Source organism: Massilia timonae, from assembly GCF_001866515.1.
GTDB classification, from domain to species: domain Bacteria; phylum Pseudomonadota; class Gammaproteobacteria; order Burkholderiales; family Burkholderiaceae_D; genus Telluria; species Telluria timonae.
This window is the reverse complement of record NZ_JRYB01000001.1, coordinates 3,927,634-3,944,316: the sequence shown is the minus strand read 5'-3', so window position 1 is coordinate 3,944,316 and position 16,683 is coordinate 3,927,634. Positions and strand designations below refer to the sequence as shown.

At 68.1% G+C, this 16,683-nt stretch carries 14 protein-coding genes; 4 read left to right on the top strand and 10 right to left on the bottom strand.

Features of this window, described 5'->3' with window-relative positions; genetic code table 11:
• The first annotated feature begins 33 nt into the window (after positions 1-33).
• Positions 34-972 carry a DMT family transporter gene (locus LO55_RS16875; protein ID WP_071362351.1) on the top strand — a complete coding sequence of 313 codons (939 nt, stop codon included), beginning with the start codon at positions 34-36 and terminating at the stop codon, positions 970-972.
• Positions 973-1,012: 40 nt separating this feature from the next.
• Here the strand turns inward: LO55_RS16875 and LO55_RS16870 are convergent, their stop codons facing one another.
• Both LO55_RS16870 and LO55_RS16865 read right to left on the bottom strand, forming a co-directional pair.
• Complete coding sequence (locus LO55_RS16870; RefSeq protein ID WP_083415384.1) at positions 1,013-1,828, bottom strand: transporter; 816 nt, start codon at positions 1,826-1,828, stop codon at positions 1,013-1,015.
• 61 nt (positions 1,829-1,889) lie between these two features.
• Positions 1,890-2,936: an SDR family oxidoreductase gene (locus tag LO55_RS16865; protein WP_071362350.1), complete on the bottom strand. Its 1,047-nt coding sequence runs from the start codon at positions 2,934-2,936 to the stop codon at positions 1,890-1,892.
• 219 nt (positions 2,937-3,155) lie between these two features.
• On the opposite strand from LO55_RS16865, the gene LO55_RS16860 reads away from it, so the two are divergent.
• Positions 3,156-5,429, top strand: a complete 2,274-nt coding sequence (locus LO55_RS16860) for a penicillin-binding protein 1A (RefSeq protein WP_071362349.1) — start codon at positions 3,156-3,158, stop codon at positions 5,427-5,429.
• Here the strand turns inward: LO55_RS16860 and LO55_RS16855 are convergent, their stop codons facing one another.
• The 4 genes from LO55_RS16855 to LO55_RS16840 all read right to left on the bottom strand — a co-directional run bounded on the left by LO55_RS16855 (position 5,430) and on the right by LO55_RS16840 (position 11,044).
• On the bottom strand, positions 5,430-6,263 hold the full coding sequence (locus tag LO55_RS16855) for a metallophosphoesterase (protein WP_071362348.1): 834 nt from the start codon (positions 6,261-6,263) through the stop codon (positions 5,430-5,432). It lies immediately after the preceding gene.
• A gap of 33 nt (positions 6,264-6,296) precedes the next feature.
• The gene (locus tag LO55_RS16850; protein ID WP_071362347.1) at positions 6,297-6,623 is read right to left on the bottom strand and encodes a hypothetical protein; all 327 of its coding nucleotides are present in this window, start codon (positions 6,621-6,623) and stop codon (positions 6,297-6,299) included.
• Between the two features lie 74 nt (positions 6,624-6,697).
• Complete coding sequence (locus LO55_RS16845; protein WP_071362346.1) at positions 6,698-8,980, bottom strand: catecholate siderophore receptor Fiu; 2,283 nt, start codon at positions 8,978-8,980, stop codon at positions 6,698-6,700.
• A gap of 234 nt (positions 8,981-9,214) precedes the next feature.
• Positions 9,215-11,044, bottom strand: coding sequence for a DUF885 domain-containing protein (locus LO55_RS16840; protein ID WP_071362345.1), 1,830 nt, complete (start codon positions 11,042-11,044; stop codon positions 9,215-9,217).
• Positions 11,045-11,271: 227 nt separating this feature from the next.
• Between LO55_RS16840 and LO55_RS16835 the strand changes: the two genes are divergently transcribed.
• Positions 11,272-12,309: a S41 family peptidase gene (locus LO55_RS16835; RefSeq protein WP_177185537.1), complete on the top strand. Its 1,038-nt coding sequence runs from the start codon at positions 11,272-11,274 to the stop codon at positions 12,307-12,309.
• Here LO55_RS16835 and LO55_RS16830 read toward each other — a convergent pair.
• Positions 12,303-12,677 carry a hypothetical protein gene (locus LO55_RS16830; protein WP_143054542.1) on the bottom strand — a complete coding sequence of 125 codons (375 nt, stop codon included), beginning with the start codon at positions 12,675-12,677 and terminating at the stop codon, positions 12,303-12,305. The genes LO55_RS16835 and LO55_RS16830 overlap by 7 nt on opposite strands.
• Positions 12,678-12,813: 136 nt before the next feature.
• On the opposite strand from LO55_RS16830, the gene LO55_RS16825 reads away from it, so the two are divergent.
• Positions 12,814-13,764: an arsenic resistance protein gene (locus tag LO55_RS16825; protein WP_071362342.1), complete on the top strand. Its 951-nt coding sequence runs from the start codon at positions 12,814-12,816 to the stop codon at positions 13,762-13,764.
• On the opposite strand, the gene LO55_RS16820 is transcribed toward LO55_RS16825, so the two are convergent.
• The 3 genes from LO55_RS16820 to ccoP are packed head-to-tail and all read right to left on the bottom strand — an operon-like array spanning position 13,745 to position 16,683.
• Positions 13,745-14,281 carry a FixH family protein gene (locus LO55_RS16820; RefSeq protein ID WP_071363827.1) on the bottom strand — a complete coding sequence of 179 codons (537 nt, stop codon included), beginning with the start codon at positions 14,279-14,281 and terminating at the stop codon, positions 13,745-13,747. The two genes, LO55_RS16825 and LO55_RS16820, sit on opposite strands and share 20 nt — an antisense overlap.
• A gap of 39 nt (positions 14,282-14,320) precedes the next feature.
• Complete coding sequence (gene ccoG / locus LO55_RS16815) at positions 14,321-15,730, bottom strand: cytochrome c oxidase accessory protein CcoG (protein WP_071363826.1); 1,410 nt, start codon at positions 15,728-15,730, stop codon at positions 14,321-14,323.
• The gene (gene ccoP, locus LO55_RS16810) at positions 15,727-16,683 is read right to left on the bottom strand and encodes a cytochrome-c oxidase, cbb3-type subunit III (protein ID WP_071362341.1); all 957 of its coding nucleotides are present in this window, start codon (positions 16,681-16,683) and stop codon (positions 15,727-15,729) included. Before ccoP ends, ccoG begins: the two co-directional genes overlap by 4 nt.

The following is a 16,683-nucleotide window of genomic DNA, read 5'->3' as shown; positions in this document are numbered from 1 at the left end:
CGGATCCGAGAATCTCTTCAAAGGAGATTCATCATGTACATCGCTACTGGCGCGGGCGGGCTGTCCCGCTCCACCCTGCTCGGCATCGGCGCCGGCATCGCCGCCGGCGCGCTCTGGGGCCTGGTCTTCCTGGCGCCGGAACTGGCGCCCGGATTCCTGCCGATCCAGCTCTCGGCCGGGCGCTACCTGGCCTATGGCCTGGTCGCCGCCATCCTGATCGCCCCGGCCTGGGGACGGCTGCGCCGCCATCTCGGCTGGCCGGCCTGGCGCAGCCTGATCTGGCTCAGCCTCACCGGCAACATCGTCTACTACCTGTTCCTCGCCAACGCGGTCCAGTTGGGCGGCGTGGCCATGGCCTCGATCGTGATCGGGCTGCTGCCGATCGCGGTCACCCTGGTCGGTTCGCGCGACCGTCACGCGGTGCCGCTGCGCCGCCTGCTGCCGTCGCTGCTGCTGAGCGGCGCCGGCCTGGCCTGCATCGGCTGGGAGTCGCTGTCGGCGTCCGGCCCCGGCTCGGCCGCCGGCCTGGCATGCGCCTTCGGCGCGCTGGTGTCATGGACCCTCTTCGCGGTGCACAACAGCCGCTGGCTGGCGCGCATCGACGGGATCTCGCCGCATGAATGGAACCTGCTGGTGGGCGTGGTGACCGGGCTGATGGCCCTGGCGCTGGCGGTGCCGGCCTTCGTGCTGGCGCCGGGCGCGCACACGCTGCCGGCCTGGATGCAGTTCGGCGCCCTGGTCACCGCGGTCGCCATCCTGTGCTCGGTGGTCGGCAACGCCCTGTGGAACCACGCCAGCCGCGCGCTGCCCCTGAGCCTGATGGGCCAGATGATCGTGTTCGAGACCATCTTCGCGGCCCTGTACGGCTTCTTGTGGGAGGCGCGCTGGCCGAGCGGGTTCGAGACCGCCGCCCTGGCGTTGCTGGTCGCTGGCGTGGTCTCGTGCGCGTCGGCGCACCGGGGCGCGCACTGATCCCGTCGGCACAGCGCTGGCTGGTGAAGTCGCGGCGACCTTAGCGCCGCACCGACAGCCCGAACGCCAGGCCCAGGTCGGGCGTCTGTCGATTCAACCCATGCACCACCATCGCATCGACCTGGCAGTTCTGGTTCAGGCGCCAGCTCACGCCGGCGTCGACCTGCATCCGGTCGCCGCCATGCGAGGCGGACGCGATCTGCGGCGCCGCCACTTCAAGGAATCCCTGGACGCGCTCAGTGAATTTCTTGCCCAGCGACGCCGCCAGGATGCCGTAGTGGTAGCGCGCGCCGTCATCGTCGACATCGGCCCCTGCGCCCGGCGTCACGGCCAATGACCAGCCTTGCGGCAGATCCCACTCGGCCGCCAGCACCAGCTGCGGCAGCACACCCTTGACCCGCAGCGCCGAGCTGCCGCTTGGCAGCGCTACACTGCCAATCAGCCCCAGCGCAGGATGTACGCCCTCTCCCTCGGCAAAGTGCCACTTGAATCCGATCGACGTGGCATTCCAGCCCGCCGTCGTGGTGCGCGCGCGCGTGGCCGGATCGAGCTCGTGCTCGATGCTGCGGCCGTCGGTCTCGATGCGCAGCTCGGTCGTGTCGCCCAGGCCGATACGCAGCAGCGCAGGCGTACTCAAGGTGCGCAGGTGCAGGTCGTCGTTGCGCTGGCGATCCCAGTTGACGCCGATCTCGAGCTGCAGGCGGCCATCGCCGACCACCTGGCTGGAGTTGGCGACGTTGGGGCGGTCGGGATTGATGACATCGCCGTCATCGGCGAAGGCGAACTGGGCGCTGCAGGCCAGCACCAGGAACGCCGCCTGACGGCGCGGGCGCGTAAGGGTTGGTGGAAACATCATGCGGTCGGATAAACGAGGTCGGACATGGTATACGAAAGTCGAGCCGGCGCCAGTTGCCGCATCACGGCAGCCAGCGGGCGGCGCGCAGCCGCTCGATGGCGCTGACGATCGTCGCGCCGGGCTCCACCGCTTCGGTAAAACCGGCGCGCCGGATCTTGCCCATGTCCGACACCATGTCGAACTCGGTGTTGAACACGAAGTCGCCGAACCACCAGCCGACCTGCTTCTCGTAAGGCATCGACTGCAGGCCATGGCGCTGCACGATGCGCTCCCATGCCGCCGCCTTCAACGGCATTTGCTTCGCCAGCGAGAACGGCTGCGGCGGTCCCACCTCCATGTCGAAGGCCGCCGCGACCTGGCGCCAAACGCGCTCCCAGCGGAACGGCTCGTTGACCAGGTTGAAGGCTTCGCCGCGCGCCGCCGGATCGAGGGCCGCCCAGACGCTGGCGCGCGCCATCCAGTCGGCATCGGTGGTCTGGGCCAGCACGCCCGAGTACACCTTGTCCGTCCCCGGGAAGCGCAGCGGCGCGCCGGCGTCCTTGCTGAGCGCGGCGAACATGCCCATCACCATCGCGATATTCATCGGATTGCCGGCGATGTCGCCCACCACCACGTCGGGCCGCAGGATCGACCATTCGATCTCGCCGGCGGCGGCGCGCTCGCGCAGCAGGTCTTCCTGGGCGTAATAGAAGTTGGGCGTCATGTGGCGCGGGTCGTCCTCGTAGAACGGCGCCTGGGCATGGCCGAGGTGCACGCCATACACCTTGGCGCCCTGATAATGCACCACGCGCTGCAGCGGGGCGCCGACCGACGTCAAGCCGTCGAGCAGGTTGCGCAGCATGCCGCCATTGATCCGCTCCTCGTCGAGCAGGTCGGTCCCGCCCTTGAGCGCGGCGTAGAACACGTGGGTCGTGTCGCGCGCCGCTTCCAGGGCGCGCGCGGTGGCCTGGGCGTCGGTCAGGTCGACCTTGATGCTCTCGACACCGTCCACGAAAGTGCGCGGCAAGGCCCGCACCTGCCATTCCGGCCGTCCGTGCAGCTCGCGTACGACCGCATTGCCGATGATGCCGCTGGCGCCGACGACCAATGCGCTATACCTGGTGCTCATCCATCTCTCCTCATGAAAACTGACTGGCGCAAGGATACCCGTTCCGTGCGTCCAGCGTCGTCCCGCGCCACGGATGCGCCGCTCGCCGGAGGCATGGCCAAGGTAGCGCCAGCCGCCCTGCGCAGGGGCGTGTCGCGCTACCTCGGCCTTTTCGCATGACCCGGGCGCCGCGCGACAGTATGATCGGCCGCGTTCGACCAACCGTCCACGAAAACCGCCATGCAACCACGTCGCCCCCTCGTCATCCTGCTTTCCGCCCTGCTGCTCGCGACCGCCACGCACGTGGCCGGCGCCTCGATCCTGCCGGACGTCCCCGACATCCAGGCCGTCACCGACTACCGGCCGAAGATCCCGCTGCGCGTCTACACCGCCGACAAGGTGCTGATCGGCGAATTCGGCGCCGAGCGGCGCGAGTTCGTCTCGGTGGCCAAGATGCCGGCGCTGCTCAAATCGGCCGTGCTGGCGATCGAGGACACCCGCTTCTACGAGCACGGCGGCGTCGACTGGATCCGCGCGCTCGGCGCGGCCAAGGCCAATCTCGCCGACTTCGGCAGCCAGGGCGCGTCCACCATCACGATGCAGGTCGCGCGCAACTTCTTCCTGTCGCGCGACAAGACGCTGCCGCGCAAGCTGACCGAGGTTGCCCTGGCTTATAAAATCGAGAAGGCGCTCTCCAAGGACCAGATCCTCGAGGTCTACCTGAACCAGATCTATCTCGGCCAGCGCGCCTACGGCTTCGCCAGCGCGGCGCGCACGTACTTCGGCAAACCGCTGCCGGACCTGACCCTGGCCGAGATCGCGATGCTGGCCGGCCTGCCGCAGAACCCGTCCAGCAGCAATCCGGTGTCGAATCCGCAGGCGGCCCGCAAGCGCCAGCAGGTCGTCCTCAAGCGCATGCGCGAACTGGCGCTGATCACCGAGCCCCAGTACCGGCGCGCCCTGGCCGAACGCCTGCAGGTGCGCAGCGATGGCGCCACCCTGAATCCGCGCGCCACCTGGGTCGCCGAGATCGCGCGCCAGGCGGTCCATGCCCGCTTCGGCCAGGCGGCCTACGAACGCGGCATCACGGTCACCACCACCATCGTGGCCGCCGAACAGGATGCGGCCCACGAATCGGTGCGCCGCAACGTGCTCGCCTACGACCGCCGCCACGGCTACCGCGGCCCGGAGGCGCGTCTCGCGCTGCCGGCCGGCGCCGAAGAAAGAAAGGACGCGATCGCCGCCGCCCTGCAGAAACGTCCGTTTGTTGCCGGCTTGGCGCCGGCGGTGGTCGTCGCCGCGTCGCCCAGGCGGGTGCGCGCCCTGCTCGCCAACGGCGACGCTGTCGAGGTCACCGGCCCGGGCCTGGCCTTCGCCGCCGGCGCCCTGTCGAGCAAGGCCAAGGCCGCGATGAAACTGGCGCCCGGCGCCGTCATCCGGCTGGCCAGGGCCACCGACGGCTCTCCATCGATCGCCCAGCTGCCCGAGGTTGCCGCCGCCTTCGTCGCGCTCGACACCGAAACCGGCGCCTACCGCGCGCTGGTCGGCGGCTTCGATCACTCAATCCACAAGTTCAACCACGTGACCCAGGCCTGGCGCCAGCCGGGATCGAGCATCAAGCCCTTCGTCTATTCCGCCGGCCTGGAACGCGGCTTCTTCCCCGGCACGCAGATCCTCGACGAGCCGCTCGACTTCAGCGCCGAGAAGGCCTATGCCAACTGGTCGCCGCGCAACGACGACAATGTGTTCGAGGGCCCGGTCACGGTGCGCCATGCGCTGTCGCGCTCGCGCAATGTGCCCACCGTGCGCATGCTGCGCGCGCTGGACGTCGACTACGCCCGCGCGCACCTGGCGCGCTTCGGCTTCGACCCCGCGCGCCAGCCGCGCAACCTGACGCTCGGCCTGGGCACGGGCGCCGTCACGCCGCTGCAGATGGCCGGCGCCTACGCAGTGCTGGCCAACGGCGGCTACCGCGTGGAACCGTGGCTGATCGCGCGCATCCAGGATGGCGACGGCAGGGTCGTGTTCGAGCATGCGGCGCCGCAGCCGAGACAGGAAAGCGCCCGGGTGCTGGACGCGCGCAACGCCTTCATCGTCGACAGCATGCTGCGCGACGTCACCCGCGTCGGCACCGCGGCGGCGGCCTCGCGCCAGCTGCAAAGGGCCGACCTGGCCGGCAAGACCGGCACCACCAGCAATGCGGTCGACGGCTGGTTCGCCGGCTACGGCGGCCAGGTGGCGGCGGTGGCCTGGATGGGTTACGACGAACCGCGCTCGCTCGGCGGCCGCGAGTTCGGCTCGACCCTGGCGCTGCCGATGTGGGTCGACTTCATGCGCGTCGCGCTGGCCAGGACGCCGCAGCACGAACCGCTGCCGCCGGAAGGCGTGGCGCGCGCCGGCGGCGACTGGGTGTATGCCGAGTATGCGGACCAGGAACACGTGCCGGAGGCGGCGGACGGCTTCGAGACGCTCATCGGCACGCTCTCTTCCGGCGGCGAAGAGCCGCCGCGCTGATCAGATCTCGATCAGCAGCTCGGGACGAAAAGCCTCCTGCTCTCCCTTGCTCAGGTAGCCGAGCGGATTGGCCACCACCCGGCACGACCAGGACAGGGCGCCGTCGCGGCCCTCGACCACGTAGTCGTTCCGGCAGTGCAGGTGGCCGTGCATCCACAGCTGCGCGTGCTTGAACAGGTCGTCGAGCGCGTTGCAGAAGCCCGCCGTGCCGGGGGTGAGGCCATAGCGCGGGTCGGCGCTCATCAGGCTCGGGGCGAAATGGGTGACCACCGCCGTCTTGCCCTCGAACGGCGTGGCCAGCGCCGCGCGCAGCCAGGCCTGGCAGTCGAGCGACATGGCGCGGATGCCTTCGGCCAGCACCTGCCCGCCATCTTTCAGGGTCGTGTTCTTGCTCAGGTAGTAGTTCGCCGCGCGGAACGCCTTGTTACGCTGCTGCATCTGCTTGGTGAGGTCGGCGTCGCGCAGCGCCAGGGCGTCGAAGTCGCTCCACAAGGTGGTGCCGATGAAGCGCACATGATCGATGACGACGATCTCGCGGTCGAGCCAGACGATGCCGAGCCGCGCGCAGGTGGCGCGCAGCCGCGCATGGGTGGCGTCGTGGTCGAGCGAATCGAATTCGTGGTTGCCGGGAATGAACAGCACCCGCTTGCCGGCCAGCGCCGGCAATGCGGGAGAGAAGCGCTCGAGTCCGAAATCCTGGGTTTCCAGGCGCGAGCCGGCCTGGTAGGAACCGATGTCGCCGGCCAGCACCACGACGTCGGCGTCCGGCAGGATGTGCGGCTGGAAGCCGGGATAGCGTTCGAGGTGCAGGTCGGAGAAAAGCTGGATGCGCATGGGCGCCGAGTATACCGCAGGCGGCGCCCTTCTTCAGCTTGCGCTTGCGCCCAACCCCGCGCCGAACCCCGCCCCCAGGCGTGCGATCTCGACCGAGCCGCGCTCGTCGAAGACCGGGCAATCCTGGACCATGCGCACGACGTCATTGAAATCCGCCGCCTCGATCAACGAGTAGCCCGACAGCGAGCTTCCGGACAGCTTGGGGCCGATCAGGCGGCTCGGGATCTCGACGCTGTCCTGCGTCAGGCTGCCCGGGTCGAGCAGGGCCGGGCCCAGGACATCGAACCAGGCGCGCCAGCGATCTTCCTGGCGCTCGCCCGGTTCGGATGCGCCGCGATAGATGATCAGGAATCGTTCCATGTCGTCCCCCATGAAGGTGGGCTCAACATAGCAGAAGCGGGCCGGTGGTGACGCACCGCTGGCGCGCTAGCCGATCAGAAGCGCACGTTCGCCGTCAGGCTGGCCGAGCGCGGCGTGCCCGGCGTATAGCGGTAACCGCTCTTGTTGATGGCCGCGACATACTTCTCGTCGCCGATGTTGTACACGTTCAGGCGCAGGTCGACGTGCTTGCTGACCTTGTAGCCGACCATGGCGTCGAACACCCAGTACGATTCGGTATAGGCCGGGGTGCCGATCGCGCCGTCGGTGCCGCGCGCCAGCTTGTCGGAAAAACGCGCGCCGCCGCCGATGCGCAGGCCCCATGGCAGGTCATACGAGGTCCAGGCGGTGAACGATTGCTTCGGCGTATAGGTCAAGCTGTTCTCGCCGGCGGCGGTGACGTTGCGGCCGCGCTCGACGCTGGTGTCCATGTACAGGTAGCCGGCGCTGAGCAGCCAGTGCGGCGCCAGTTCGCCGGTGGCGCCCAGCTCCACGCCCTGCACCCGCTTCTCGCCGGTCTGGTACCACTGCTGGTCGACCGGGTCCTGCTCGACCTCGTTCTCGACGTCGGTGCGAAACAGCGCGGCCGACAGCGACAGCTTGGATTTCAGCAGGTCGAGCTTGCCGCCCACTTCGGTGGTGACCGTCTTTTGCGGATCGTAGATCGGGTTCTGGGCGCTGTTGGCGTTGCCCGACACGGTGAAGCTGCCGCCCGGCGGCTGCTTGGAACTGGCCACCATCGCATACACGCTGCTGTTGGCGGTCGGCTTGTACAGCGCCGACAGCTTGCCGTTGACCAGGTTATCGCCGACCTTGAAGCGGGTCGGGGTCAACACGTTATTCGTCAGCGCCACCACCGAATAGTCGCCGCGGAAGTGGTCGAGGCGCACGCCGCCATTGAAGATCCAGCGTTCGCCGACCTTGACGGTGTCGAACACGTACACGCTCTGGGTGTCGACCTCGCCCTCGTTGTAGGCGCCGGTGCGGCGCACGTCGACCGGCGTGGTCGGCGCCTGGTTCGGATCGGGACGGTAGATGTTCGCGGGCGGCAGCGTGCCAAGGCCGGTCAAGCCCCAGGTGGTCTGGCGTTCGCTGGTGATTTCGAGGCCCGTCACCAGGGTGTGCGACACGGCGCCGGTGTCGAACTGGCTGGTCAGCGTCGTGACGTTGGTGAGGATCTTGTTTTCCTGGTCCTTGCCGGTGCGGATGCTGCGCGCCAGGGTCCAGGTATTCGGGTCGGCCTCGACCGGCGTGGCGAGGTTGGCGGCGCTGGTGAGGAAGGCGGTGAGCAGGTAGTCCTGGCTGGTCTTGCCGTAGCGGCTCGTGTTCTGCAGCTTCATCGTCGGCGAGAAGTCGTGCTCGATGCGCACGGTGGCCATGTCGGCCTTCACGTCGTCGTAATCGTCGACCGAGCCGTAGAAGTTCTTGGGGTCGACCTTGGGGGCGTCGGCGACCCAGGGTTTGGCGCGGTCCGGGCTGGTGTAGCCCGGCAGGCCGATCACGTAGACGCCGCCATCGGGGATGTTGTTCTGGTCGACGTGCAGGTAGTCCAGGTGCACCCGGGTGGGGCCGTTCAGGCCGAAGCCGATGCTCGGCGCCACCGCCCAGCGCTTGTTCTCGACCACGTCGCGCGCGGCGCTGCCCGAATCCTGGGCCAGCACGTTCAGGCGCACGGCGATGCCGCGCTGTTCGTCCAGCACCTTGTTGGCATCCAGCGTGATGCGCTTCTGCTCGCCGCTGCCGCCGGTGATCGCGGTGGTCACCAGGTCGGTGAGATTCGCCTTCTTGGTCACCAGGTTGACCGAGCCGGTCGGCGCGCTGCGGCCGTTGTCGGTGCCGGCCGGGCCTTTCAGCACGTCGATCTGCTCCAGGTTGAACACGTCGCGCGAGATCGAGCCGACGTCGCGCACGCCGTCGACGTAGATGCTGCCGGACGTGTCGAAGCCGCGCATGAAGATCGCGTCGCCGGTATTCGTGTTGCCGTTCTCGCCCAGGAAGAAAGCGCCGACGCCGGGGGTGTTGCGCAGCGCCTCGGTCAGGGTCAGGGCGCCCTGCTGCTCGAACAGTTCCTTCTTGATCACCTGCACGGTCTGGGCGGTGTCGACCAGGCGCTCGGTGTACTTGGGCGACGAGGCGTTCTCGGCGCGGAAAGGGTTTTCGTAGTTGCCGACCACTTCGACGGTCGATTGCGGAGCGACGGTGGCAGGCGCTGCGGTGGCGGTGGCAGCGGTGGCGTCGTCGGCGGCGTGCGCGCCAAGCGGCAGCAGGGCCGCGGCCAGTGCGGTGCCCGCGAGCCGGCTGCGGGTGATGGGATGCTTGCGGCTTTTTATTGCTTTCATGGCGAGGCGGTCTCTCTCAGAAGTGATATGTGATGAAACACTGCAAGTAAAACAATGATTCTACCGAGAACGTCAATACATGTAAACGATAATCATTATCATTCGCGTTCGCGCCACACACTTGACCGGGTTCGCCTTGGCCGTTTGCCAGTAGCAGAAAGCAAACGTCCCCGCTCATGGCGGGGACGTTGCTCAACCGTTGGGCATGCGGCGCTCGCCGCATGCCGGCCGGCGTCAAGCCTTCTTCTGCTGCGCGATCCAGTTGTCGACCAGCTCGCCCAGCACATCGAGCGGCACCGAGCCGGCGCCCAGCACCAGGTCGTGGAAGGCCGGCAGCGAGTACTTGTCGCCCAGTTCCTTCTGCGCCTTCTCGCGCAATTCCAGGATGCGCAGCATGCCGATCATGTAGGCATTGGCCTGGCCCGGCCACACGACGTAGCGCTCGGTTTCCTGGGCGCCCATGCCGTAGTCGATCGCCTGCTGGCGGGTCCAGCCCTTGGTGTGCAGGCCGGTGTCGGCCACCAGGCGGCGGGCGCGGAACAGCTCCGAACCCAGCGCGCCCAGGAGGCCCGGGACGTCGTCCTTGTACCAGCCCTGCTCCACCGCCAGGCGCTCGGTATACAGCGCCCAGCCTTCCGAGTGGGCGCTGCCGCCGCTGAAGATGCGCTGGCTGCGGAACTTCGGCAGGTCGCTCATCTCCTGCTGGATGGCGAGCTGGAAGTGGTGGCCCGGCACCGCCTCATGGTAGGCCAGGCTGCGCATGCGGATCATGTCGAAGGTCGGGCCGCGCAGCGGCACCCAGAAGATGCCCGGACGGCTGCCGTCCGGCGCCGGCAAGGTGTAGTGGGCGGCGGCCGACGGCTCGGTCAGCGGCGGCACGCGGCGCACGTCGACCGGCGCGCGCGGCTTGAGGTTGAACAGCGAGGCGCTCCTGCGCTCGGCGTCGCGCACCATCTCGTTGTAGCTGGCGATGATCGCCGGACGCGGGTCGCCCTCGCCCTTCGGCTGGAAGCGCGCATCGAGCTGCTTCATGCGGGTTTCGATATTGCCGTCGGCCAAGCCGAGCGAGCGCAGGTGCTTGTCCATCTCGGCTTCGATGCGCGCCACTTCGCGCAGGCCGATCGTATGGATCTCGTCGGCCGTGAGCTCGGTGCTGGTGAAGTTCTCGATCGCGCGCTTGTAGGCGGCGGCGCCGTTCGGCAGGCGCGAGATGCCGGCGACGTCGCCGGTCTTCGGGTGGATCTCGGCCATGAAGGCCTGGACGCGGGTGTAGGAAGGACGGATCTTCTGCTCGACGATGCCGGTCGCGCGCGCGATGGCGGCGCTGCGCGCCTCCGGCGACAGGTCCTTCATCTCGGCGGTGCGCTGGGCCAGCGTGGTCACCAGCACGTTGTCAGAAGCGGCCGGCTTCAGGAAGTGGTCGACCTGGAACTGGGCGCGCTCCAGGATGAAGCGCGGAGGAATCATCTGCTTGCTTGCCGCGCCCTTGGCGCGCACCAGCGCCTCGTCGAGGCGGACCGCCACCTGGTCCAGGCGCGCCAGGTAGCTGTCGACGTCGGCCGCGTTGCGCATCGGGTGGGTGTTGGTCATGAAGTTGACCAGGCCGATCTGCGGACCGCTGAACTGCGAGAACACGAAGGCGTGGTCCTCGAACGGCTCGTTGGCGATCACGTTCTGCAGCGACCAGCGCATCACCGCCGCCGAGATCTTCTGGGTCTCGTTCAGGGGCTGCGACTTGAAGCCGTCCAGGCGCTTGACGCCTTCGCGCGCCATCGCGACCGCCTTCTGGCGGTGCGCCGCGCTCAAGGGGGTCAGTTCGCGGTCCAGCCTGGCCTGCTCGGCGCCGCTGAAGTACTGGGTCGAGGTCGCGAGCTGCGGGCTCAGGCGCACCCAGTCCTCGGCAAACTTGTCGCTCCAGGCGTCGAAGGCCTTGTAGGGGGCGACGGCGGCGGCCTGGGTGGCGGCCGGCGCAGCCACCGCTGGCAGCGATGCGCCGGCGAGCATGGCGGGGATGAACAGGGCGGCGATGGTGGCGCGCAGGCTGCGCTGGCGGGTCGATGGCATCTTGGGTGTCTTCCTTGTGGTTGATTATCTGCGGCGCGTAGCAATTGCCGCCAAGGAATCTAACATGGAAGTAAACAGATCGACAACGCCGGTGTTGTCGGGCGGCGTACGTACGGCGTCTTACATTCGGTGGCAACTTACTCTCACTGCATGGCGGGTCGCGGCTAGGATAATGACTGGACTATACGAACGGAGCGAGCATGGCGGCAGGCAGGCACGGAAAATGGGTGAGCACTCTCGCAATGGCGTCGGCGACGATTCTGCTCCTGCCGAACGCGCTGGCGCAGGCACCCGCCATGACGGATCCGATCCCGGCACAGACGGCCCGCGACGTGGTGCAGCGGACCATCCAGCTGGTCGAAGCCGAAGGCCTGTACCCGCGTAATCAAAACGAATACGCGAGCGCCAAGGCGCGACTCCTGGCGGCGCTCGACGGCACTGGGGTGGAGGTCGATCGCCAGTCGCTGTTCCAGCACGTGAACACGATGCTCGGCACCCTCGACGCGGATGGCCACTCGTCCATCCGGCCGCCATCGACCGGACACCGGGTCCAGCAAGGCCTTGCGAGCACGCGCGTTCAAGGAACGGCATCGTCCTTTGCGCTGGTCCTGACGGCCCACGGCGTGGTGCTGCATTGGACGCCGCCGCAAAGCATGGGCGATCTGCAGACCGAGGCGCCACTATTCCTGCAGCGCTTCCACGCGGACTACGCGACGACGCCGGGTGCGGACAAGGCCTGCGCCCTCGTTGTCGACCTGAGCGCCCAGCTTGGAGGAAACGCCTGGCCACCCTTCATCGTCATGCATCCCCTGTTCGGCCAGGACAATGCGGCGGCTTGGGTCGGACGCGACGGCAAGCGCACGGCCTTCGTCAACCCGCCGCAGCTGCGCCAGATGGAAGCACGGTTCAAGGGACGAGCGGACAATCCGCTACAGCGCTTCGCGGGCGCGCCGCTGGCCGTCTTCGTCGACCAGCGCACCAGCAGCGCCGGGGAAATGCTGCTGATCGCCCTGATGGGAGAGGGCCCGCGCACGCGCACCTTCGGCCAGACCTCGTACGGAGCGACGACCGCCAATGTCGCGCACCGGATGGCGGATGGCTCCATGCTCGCGTTGACGACGTCGCGCTATGCGATCGGCGACGCGCCGGTCATCCGCGGCGGCATAGCGCCCGAGGTTCCAACGAGGCCGGGAGAGTCGGCGAGGGAGACGCTGCTGCATGCGGCAACATGGGCGGCGCAGTCCTCGCCCCTATGCCGTCACTGAGGGAGGTCGAAGTCATCACGTGCGGCGGCGATCATCCGGTCCTTGAGTTCGATCTCGCCGCAGTAATACAGCACCGCCGCGCCAAGGCAGGCCAGCACCTTCCACCCCAGCAGCAGGCTGCCGACGCACACCACCGCGGCGCCGATCGCCAGCCTGATCGCGAAGGTGCGGCGCGCCATGCCGAACACCGTGCGACTGTATGGACGCTGGTGGAAGAACACCACGAACAGCAGCCAGTAGGGAATCGCATATACGAAGTACAGCAGCGCGCCGATGCCGAGCGCAAAGCCGACCAGGGGCAGGCGAAACGCGAGCATCCCGAGGACGCCGATCGCCAGCCAGTACAACAACAGGTTCCGGTACTGCACTTCCTCTCCCGATGAATCGCAATTGGACGGCATCTTACCTCACGACTACCTGAAGGCAGGGCCGCGCTCCGTATAATGCCCGCTTGGCGAGTTTGCACGGGCTTGCCATCCTCCACGAAGAAAGCGACGACACCACATGCAGCACATCAGGGACAAGCTGGAAAACCACCAGATCGGCATCTATTTCGCGACAGTGGCCTTGGCCGCGCTGGCGGCGCTGGCGCTGCCGGGAACTACGGCGCTGGAGCCCGCGGTCAATCCTGCCCTGGCCCTCATGCTGTTCGTGACCTTCCTCCAGGTGCCGCTGGCCGAACTGGGACGCGCCTTCACCAACACCCGCTTCCTCGGCGCCCTCCTGGTAACGAACTTCATCGTCATTCCCCTGCTGGTCGCCGGCCTCCTGCCCTTCGTGCCGCACGATCCGCTGATCCGGCTGGGCGTCTTGCTGGTGCTGCTGGCGCCCTGCATCGACTACGTGGTGACGTTCTCCCATCTCGGCCGCGCCGATGCGCGCCTGCTGCTGGCGGCGACGCCCGTCCTGCTGGTCGCGCAGATGCTGATGCTGCCGGTCTACCTGCGCATCCTGCTCGGCATTGACACGGCCGGCCTGGTCCAGCCGGGTCCCTTCATCGACGCTTTCGTGTGGCTGATCGCCGTGCCGCTGCTGTTGGCGGTCGCGCTGCAGCTCTGGGCCGCACGCAGCCAGGCCGGCGCACGTGCGTCGACAATCCTTGGCCTGCTGCCGGTGCCGGCCACAGCGCTGGTGCTGTTCATCGTGGTGGCGTCGGTGCTGCCGCAGCTCGGCCAGGCGCTCGATACGGCACTCCAGGTGGCGCCGGTCTACATCGCCTTCGCGCTGCTGGCCCCGCCCGCCGGCTGGCTGGTGGCGCGCCTGTTCCGACTCGCCGCGCCCGCCGGCCGCGCGGTCGCCTTCAGCGGCGCCACCCGCAACTCGCTGGTGGTGCTGCCGCTGGCGCTGGCCGTGCCGGGCGCGGTGCCGCTGCTGCCGGCGATCATCGTGACGCAGACGCTGGTGGAGCTGGTCGCGGAGCTGGTCTACGTGCGCCTCATCGCGCGTCTGGGCTAGCGTCGGCCTCGATCATCAAGAGCGCCTGCTTCGCCGGACTCCAGCTACGCGCCAGCCGCCAGTCGCGCGCCGCGCCCTCCACCACCACCTGCCAGTGGGTCGCCTCCAGGGTCGGCAGCGCGGCCGCGAAGCGCCCCTGCGCATCGGGCAGCGCCTCCAGCACCAGGTCGCGCTCCGGCAGGGTCGGATGCGCCAGCCGGATGTGGAATGGCGCCACCACCGGCTGGCCGCCGCTGGCCAGGCGTCCGTTCAGGCGCCCCGCCTGCGCATCGTGGCGGGCCTCGAAGCTCAGCGCCAGCGCGGTGGCGACGCGGTCGCGCCGCAGGTCCTGGTTGATGGCCTTGCCCTGCTTGTAGTAGTCGGCCACCACCATCGCGTCCGGCTGCTGCGCCCCGAGCCAGGCCGAGACGCCGGTGGCGATCATCACCGCCACCGGACCTATCATCAGGAACCACGGCCAGCGGTGCTTGTACCACGGCGCCGCCTGCTGCGGGAAGTTGGGGTTGGTCGCTTGCATATTCTTCTCCTTGCTCATACAGGCCTCACTTCGGAACGCTCATTTAGGTACAATAAAAGCTGCCCCTTCGCTCACGCTCAGGTCCGGATCGCCCACCGAGCGCACCGTGAATTCGATCCTGTTCGACCCCGGCTTGCCGGCGCCCGGGTCGACCCGCACCCGCACCGGCACCGCGCGCGTGGTGGCGCCTTCCATTGCGATGGCGCCGTCATCCACCACCGTGGCCGAGGGAATGCCGCTCACGCTCACCCGCAGCGTCTGCGGCGCTTCGCTCGTGTTCATCACCTGCAGCCGGTAGACGTTCTCGATGCGGCCATCCTCGACTTCGCGTCCCATCGAGCCGCGGTCGCGGATCACGTCCAGCTTGAGCGGGTTGCGCAGCGCCAGCGACGTGCCCATCGCCGCCACCAGCATGGCCAGCACCGCGCCGTAGAGCAGCACGCGCGGACGCAGCATGCGGCGCCGGATCTCGAGCGCGCCGAGCTTTTGCGCCAGGCCGTTCTCGGTCGCATAGCGGATCAGGCCGCGCGGCTTCCGGACCTTGTCCATGACGATATTGCAGGCGTCGACGCAGGCGGCGCAGCCGATGCACTCGTACTGCAGCCCCTTGCGGATGTCGATCCCGGTCGGGCACACCTGCACGCACAGGCTGCAGTCGATGCAGTCGCCGCCGTTGCCGGCGCTGGCCTGGGCTTCGCCCTTCCTGCGGCCGTTGCGCGGCTCGCCGCGTTCGACGTCGTAGGTGACGATCAGCGTGTCCTTGTCGAACATCGCGCTCTGGAAGCGCGCATACGGGCACATGTACTTGCACACCTGCTCGCGCAGCCAGCCGGCGTTGCCGTAGGTGGCGACAGAGTAGAACAGGATCCAGAAGGTTTCCCACGGCCCCAGGCCGAAGGCCGCGATCTCGCCGCCCAGCGAGCGGATCGGGGCGAAGTAGCCGACGAACGTGAAGCCGGTCCAGAGCGCGACCGCGCCCCACGACAGGTGCTTGGCGCCGCGCTTGACGACCTTCTCCGCATTCCACGGCTGGCGCGCGAGGCGCAGCTGACTGCTGCGCGAGCCTTCGATCTTGCGTTCGATCCACAGGAAGATCTCGGTATAGACCGTCTGTGGGCAGGCGAAGCCGCACCAGACGCGGCCCGCTACCGCAGTGACCAAGAACAGGCCATAGGCGCACACGATCAGCAGCGCCGCCAGGTAGATGAAGTCCTGCGGCCAGAACACCATGCCTGCCAGGTAAAACTTGCGGCTGGCCAGGTCGAATAGGACGGCCTGGCGGCCGTTCATGTTCAGCCATGGCAGGCCGTAGAACAGGATCTGCGTCAGCCAGACGCAGGCCCAGCGCAGCGTGGCGTAGCGTCCCTTGATCTCGCGCGGGAAGATGTCTTCCCGCGCGGCGTACATGCGGACGACCGCTTCGCGCGGCGCTCCAGCAGGGTCTGTCATTTTGCGGCCGTCGCTTTCGTCGGAATGCTTGACGCCGGTGAGGTCGGATTCGACAGGCTCCACACATAGGCCGCCAGCACGTGGACCTTCTCTTCACCCAGGAAGTCGCCGAAGGCCGGCATCGTGTTGGTGCGGCCCTTGCGGATCGTCTCCATCACGGTCTCGACGCTGCCGCCATAGAGCCAGGTCTTGTCGGCCAGGTTCGGCGCGCCCAGCATCGCATTGCCCTTGCCGTCGGCGCCGTGGCAGGCCACGCAGGTGGCGAACTTCGGCTTGCCGAAGGCGACCTTGATGGGATCGGCCGACAGGCCGGACAGCGAACGCACGTAGTGGGCCACGCTCTCGACATCCTTGTCCGAACCCAGCGCCGCGCCCATCGGCGGCATCATGCCGGTGCGGCCGTTCATGATTGTGGTCTTGATGATGTCCGGCTCGCCGCCGTGCAGCCAGTCGGCGTCAGCCAGGTTCGGGAAGCCCTTGCTGCCGCGCGCATCCGAGCCGTGGCATTGCGAGCAGTAGGTCAGGAACAGGCGCTCGCCGATCGCGTGGGCCTGCGGGTCTGCGGCCACGGCCTTCAGGTCGAGCTTCCTGTACTGTTCGAACAGCGGGCCGTACTCAAGCTTCGCCTGTTTCAGCTCGGCCTGGTACTCGCCGACCTGGTTCCAGCCCACGGTGCCGCGCCAGGCGCCCAGGCCCGGGTACATGACCAGGTAGGCGGCCGCGAACAGGATCGACAGCCAGAACAGCACGATCCACCAGCGCGGCATCGGCGTGTTGAGCTCCGTGAGGTCTTCGTCCCACACGTGGCCGGTGGTCATCTCCGGTTTGCCGGCGGCGTCGAGCCTGACCTTGAACCTGGATTGCGACCACAGCAGGATGGCGCAGCCGGCGATCGACAGGACCGTGATCACCGCGACGTAGTAGTGCCAGAAGTCGTTGAAGAAGTCGGCCAT